This window comes from Dolichospermum sp. UHCC 0352, from assembly GCF_009711925.1.
Classification (GTDB): Bacteria; Cyanobacteriota; Cyanobacteriia; order Cyanobacteriales; family Nostocaceae; genus Dolichospermum; species Dolichospermum lemmermannii.
Map to the genome: position 1 here is coordinate 1 of NZ_VIKY01000189.1, position 5078 is coordinate 5078.

The 5078-nt window shown below is 38.7% G+C and carries 5 protein-coding genes; all 5 read right to left on the minus strand.

What is annotated here, in order from left to right; genetic code table 11:
- Positions 1 to 27: 27 nt before the first annotated feature.
- Positions 28 to 1650 carry a glutamine-hydrolyzing GMP synthase gene (guaA, locus tag FJR06_RS12955; protein WP_015081469.1) on the minus strand — a complete coding sequence of 541 codons (1623 nt, stop codon included), beginning with the start codon at positions 1648 to 1650 and terminating at the stop codon, positions 28 to 30.
- A 162-nt stretch (positions 1651 to 1812) separates the two neighbouring features.
- On the minus strand, positions 1813 to 2928 hold the full coding sequence (cbiD, locus tag FJR06_RS12960; protein ID WP_015081468.1) for a cobalt-precorrin-5B (C(1))-methyltransferase CbiD: 1116 nt from the start codon (positions 2926 to 2928) through the stop codon (positions 1813 to 1815).
- A gap of 55 nt (positions 2929 to 2983) precedes the next feature.
- Positions 2984 to 3283 carry a hypothetical protein gene (locus FJR06_RS12965; RefSeq protein WP_015081467.1) on the minus strand — a complete coding sequence of 100 codons (300 nt, stop codon included), beginning with the start codon at positions 3281 to 3283 and terminating at the stop codon, positions 2984 to 2986.
- 158 nt (positions 3284 to 3441) lie between these two features.
- Positions 3442 to 4032 (minus strand): DUF3177 family protein, encoded by a 591-nt coding sequence (locus FJR06_RS12970; protein ID WP_015081466.1) that lies wholly within the window; start codon positions 4030 to 4032, stop codon positions 3442 to 3444.
- Between the two features lie 205 nt (positions 4033 to 4237).
- On the minus strand, positions 4238 to 4483 hold the full coding sequence (locus FJR06_RS12975) for a Calvin cycle protein CP12 (protein ID WP_015081465.1): 246 nt from the start codon (positions 4481 to 4483) through the stop codon (positions 4238 to 4240).
- Positions 4484 to 5078: the final 595 nt, after the last annotated feature.

A 5078-nucleotide genomic window follows, 5' to 3' on the forward strand; every position in this document is an offset into this window, starting at 1 on the left:
AATTACCAATTACCAATTACCAATTACCTATTCCCACTCAATAGTTCCAGGTGGCTTAGAGGTAATATCATAAACCACACGGTTTACACCTTTTACTTCATTGACAATGCGGGTAGAAATTGCTTCTAATATATCGTAAGGAATTCGCGCCCAGTCTGCGGTCATGCCATCTTCGCTAGTGACAATTCTTAAAACAATAGGATAGGCATAGGTGCGTTTATCACCCATCACCCCAACGCTACGAACTGGTAACAGAACCGCAAAAGCTTGCCAAACCTCATTATATAAACCACGTTGGTTAATTTCTTGACGAACAATTAAATCAGCGTCTCGCAAAATATTCAAGCGTTCGGAGGTGACTTCACCTAAAATACGAATTGCTAAACCAGGGCCGGGAAAAGGTTGACGTTGGACAATTTCTTCTGGTAAACCAATGGAACGCCCAACTTTGCGAACTTCATCTTTAAATAGTTTTCGCAGTGGTTCTACCAGTTTAAATCTCAAGTCTTTTGGTAAACCACCCACATTGTGATGACTTTTAATTTTCACTGCTACCCGTTCACCACTTTTTGGATCAACGTTGGTATCAGCAGATTCAATCACGTCTGGATAAAGTGTCCCTTGAGCTAAGTAGTCAAAATGCCCAAGATCCCTTGATGTCTCCTCAAAAACACTGATAAATTCATGTCCAATGCGGCGACGCTTTTCTTCGGGATCAGTTACTCCAGCAATAGCTGAGATAAATCGTTCGCGGGCATTAACATATTCTACAGGAATATGAAATTGTTCTTTAAATAACTTTACTAATCTTTCGGGTTCTAGTTTTCGCATGAAACCCTGATCAATAAATACACAGGTTAGCTGCTCACCAATGGCTTTATACAGAAGAAAAGCTAGAGTTGAAGAGTCTACACCGCCAGACAATGCTAATAATACCCGTTTGTCTCCTACCTTGGCGCGAATTTCCTGAATTGATTCTTCGACAAAAGCGGCTGTTGTCCAAGTTGGTTCACAGTCACAGATATGGTAAACAAAGTTGCGAATTAAGGCTATACCACCCTGAGAATGGACGACTTCGGGGTGAAATTGCACACCATAGAGTTTTTTGTCATGGTGAGCGATCGCTGCACAAGGAGTATTATCAGTATGTGCCAGTAACTCAAAGCCAGGAGGCATATTTGTGACTGAATCTCCATGACTCATCCACATGGTTGCACCCTCTTCGACATTAGTTAATAAGTCTGTGGGGTCATCTATGTATAGAGATGCTTTACCATATTCACCCCGTTCGGCTTGGATAACTTCCCCACCCAGTTGATTAACCATGAGTTGCATACCATAGCAAACACCGAGAACGGGTATTCCCAATTTCCAAATTTCTGGGTCACAATGGGGAGCGTAGTCGCTATATACGGAATTTGGTCCACCGGAAAGGATGATACCTTTGGGGTTGATTTCGCGTAACTGTTCGGCTGTGGTGCGATAGGAAATAACTTCTGAATATACTTGAGTTTCGCGGATACGACGCGCAATTAATTCAGAATATTGAGAGCCAAAGTCTAAAATTACAATTATTTGACCTTTAAGTTTCCCCAAATTTTCTGGTGTTTGAGGTATTTTTTCGGTTGGTAGAGTCACCGCTGTATTCATGCTATGGAGGGTGTGTTGTTAAGGATAAGAAGTCTGGACTGTGATTTTTATGATTTTTGTGATTAATGGTGATAACAGATTAATGAATCATCTAAACAAATTAATTATACAAATCATAGTTAAAAATATTTATTTGTGGTACTTACGATAATTCCTATTAATTTAGCACAATTTTTCCAGTAATATCCAACCAGTTTTACTTTTTACGAGAATTTGGCGATCGCGGTCAAAAAGTACAGAACCACAAGCTATCATGGTTTTACCTTGTTCATTATGGCTATTCATATATTCTTGAGTACGGGTATCAATGCTTTCTGCAATGGAGCTATAAACCTGATTTACCCAATTACTACCACTATTACTATCGAGAATTCTCAGATGTTTTAATGCTGCTTCTGCTGTAGGACTCTGAAAAATGGTTTGAATATCGGAAGACTCTAATCCTAGCATAGCAGAATGGGCAGTTAAAATTTCCCGGCGACCATCAGCTAAATGATGATGAGTGTGAAAGATTCCCCCCGCTAGTTTCATCAATTTACCGTGATAACCAAATAATAAAATTTCTTTTACACCTAAAACATCAGCAGCGACTAACATGGGTCCCAACCAATTCGCAGTTTTTACCATTTGTGCGGGGTTGATACCGAGTTTTTGGGCTAAATCTAGGCCATTTTCCCCAATACAAAAGACCAAAGTGGGAAATTGACTGGCTTTTTCGGCTAAATCAGCACGAAAAGCTGTTAATTGATCTGGTGTACTTAAAGGTTGAGAAATCCCTGTTGTTCCTAATAAAGACAGTCCTTCCACTACTCCAAACGCCGAATTAGAAGTACGGACCGCAAGCGATCGCCCTTCTGGTAAAATAATTGTTACCTTGATTTTTTCCGTCGGTTTTAATAATCGCTGTAAATTTTCCTGGAATAACTTTTGGGCATAACCATAAATTGCGGCTTTCCCCTCACCATTGAGTTGCTTCCCAATCCCCTCTCCACCCTGAATAATTACCGCTTCTCCATCTCCCTCGTACCATGCCACCATCGCCCAAATCGGTGTATTCTTTGTTAAATCTAGGTTATCACCTGGATCACTGCGAGTCATAGCCAAAGCCTGATTTTCTGATATTCCTGCGACTTGTTCAATGGGTATTTCGGCAATTTCAGCAGGTGTAATCAAATCTACAGAAGTCACAGTCAGGGGTTGATGATAGCGTAACCAATGCAAAGCCGCAACAGCAGCAGCACAAGCAAAAACGGGCAAAGTGTATCCAGAACGCGACATATTAACAATTTAAAATTAACAATTCAAAATTCAAAAAATCTTACCCACTCTTCATCTAAATTCCCATTTTTGATAATAAAACCTGCATATCTTCCCAAGAAATATCTTGTTGAAGATAACGGGGTGAATCAGGATTATAGGGACTTGCTATTCTGTCAATTGCGATAATTGTAGCTTTATCTGGTAACACTGGGACATCTGGATCATAAGCTGTTGGGCGCATCAAAGAACTAGAAAAGCCTTTAAACACAGCAATTTGATCAGGTTCATCATCAATTTTGACAGTGACGATGAGAACTTCTTGGGATTTTTTGACTGTATATTGTTCCAGTCTTTTACCAACAGAGTTATTCATTAATTCAGCGGTCGGAACTACGATTTTTGTGATGAATTTGATTTGGATGATTTATTGATCAGGAAAACAAGTCGGAACTATGATTTGTGTGATGAATTTTATTTAGATAATTAATCCGAATAATCACAGTTCAGAATTTTTTCTAACTTTTCAATTGCTTAATGTGTAGCGGAACGTCCATGTTTACCGAGTTTAACCGCGACAAAATAACTTAAATAAATTACGTAAATTGCTAAAGTCACTATCCCCAAAAACCCTAGAAAAGCAGGTTTGCTATTGTGGTGAAAATAGTCTTTAAAGATTAATGGTGCTTCTAACCAGACACTACAGTAAGGAGTTTTAATCGCAGTTCCTGAAAAAGCACAACCTAGGAAGGGTAAAAGGGCTATTGCCCCTAAACTACAATAAACTGTTGTCGCCCAACGCCAAGAAGTAAAACTTAATTTTAATGGACTATGGGGATAATAGTCAATTTCATCATTGATATCTACCCAAAACCATAGCGCAATTGGGATCAGAATCCGCGCCATTAAAGCAGAGATGAAACTAACTCCAAAGCTACCAATCATTAAGTACATACTAACAATTAATAAACTAGCCACTCGCCAGTAAATCATTAATAAGCGTTGCATTCCTTCAGCTTTTTGCACAAATGCCCAAATTGAAAGAATTAAAGGAATAATCAGCGTAAATAATAACGCTAGTCTATAATCCATCCAAACATAAGGGCGAAACCATACTTGTGTCATAAAGTCAATAACAAAAATAGAAAATTTGTGAATAGATATTTGATAGCGTTAGCTATTCTAGAAAAATTCAGTTTGGGGACTTTTCTCAAAAGCGAAAAACGGGGAGTTTATTCCCCGTCTAGTTCAAATCCATTAATTAATGGAGGTTTAAACCATTGATATTCCAGTAAATTGTTACTTAATGAAAAAAGCACAACTGCTGATTCTAATCTTCGTACAGACGGCACTCATCTGCTTCTGGGTTAGCATCACAATATTGCTCTAAAGCGTTTTTAGGCTTGATTTGACGCTGGTGAGAAGCTTCCGCTTGCAATTCTTCTACAGCATCCCAAGCAGCAGCACATTCAGCGGAGTTGCTACCTGAGATATCACATACAGTGCGGGCTTGTTCAAGTTCTTCTTGGATTTTTTCTTGAATGTCGCCAGTAGCTTGTGTTTGGGTGTTAGTCATGATTATTTCTCCTTATGTTTTGTTTATACTAGTATAGAAAAAATTTGAAAATTGTAGTTTTCTGTTTCTGAGATCACTAGTTTTACACTTTTGGTGATAATTCCAGTGGCTAATATCTTGCAAATAGGCTTTTGGCTCATTCAGCGAAATATGTCCAGAGTATTATCCCATGAATATCATAAGCTGTTATACTTATAACTTACCAGATTTTCATTTTGAATACAGACTTTGAATATCGCTTATAAGCCTCTGATAGTTTAGCGTAAACTAATATATTCGCTTATAAGCTTAAAGTTTTATTGATATGAATTTAATTATAAGAGACTAGGCTGAAAACCCTTGAAGTTGAGTTTTGGAGCGTGGTGGTCAGTGAGCAGTTCGGCAAGCTCACTGTAACACTTGTCGAACTGCGGAAAAACTCAACTGTCCTTTAGGCAAGGGATGAAAGCCAGATAGAGGCTTCAGCCTCCACTGAAAGTTTTTCCTGTTGACAAGATTATGATTCGTGAGTTAGCATAGCTTCGTGGTGTTTAGGTCGAAACCATGATAATTTACGAGTTCAAAGTTAAAGGAAAAGATAGGCAGTATCGCGCAA

Bases quoted from the DNA above. Each gene is read 5' to 3' on its own strand.
- FJR06_RS12975 (WP_015081465.1), bottom strand. From the start codon at position 4,483: ATGACTAACACCCAAACACAAGCTACTGGCGACATTCAAGAAAAAATC.
- cbiD (WP_015081468.1), bottom strand. From the start codon at position 2,928: ATGTCGCGTTCTGGATACACTTTGCCCGTTTTTGCTTGTGCTGCTGCT.
- FJR06_RS12965 (WP_015081467.1), bottom strand. From the start codon at position 3,283: ATGAATAACTCTGTTGGTAAAAGACTGGAACAATATACAGTCAAAAAA.
- FJR06_RS12970 (WP_015081466.1), bottom strand. From the start codon at position 4,032: ATGACACAAGTATGGTTTCGCCCTTATGTTTGGATGGATTATAGACTA.
- guaA (WP_015081469.1), bottom strand. From the start codon at position 1,650: ATGAATACAGCGGTGACTCTACCAACCGAAAAAATACCTCAAACACCA.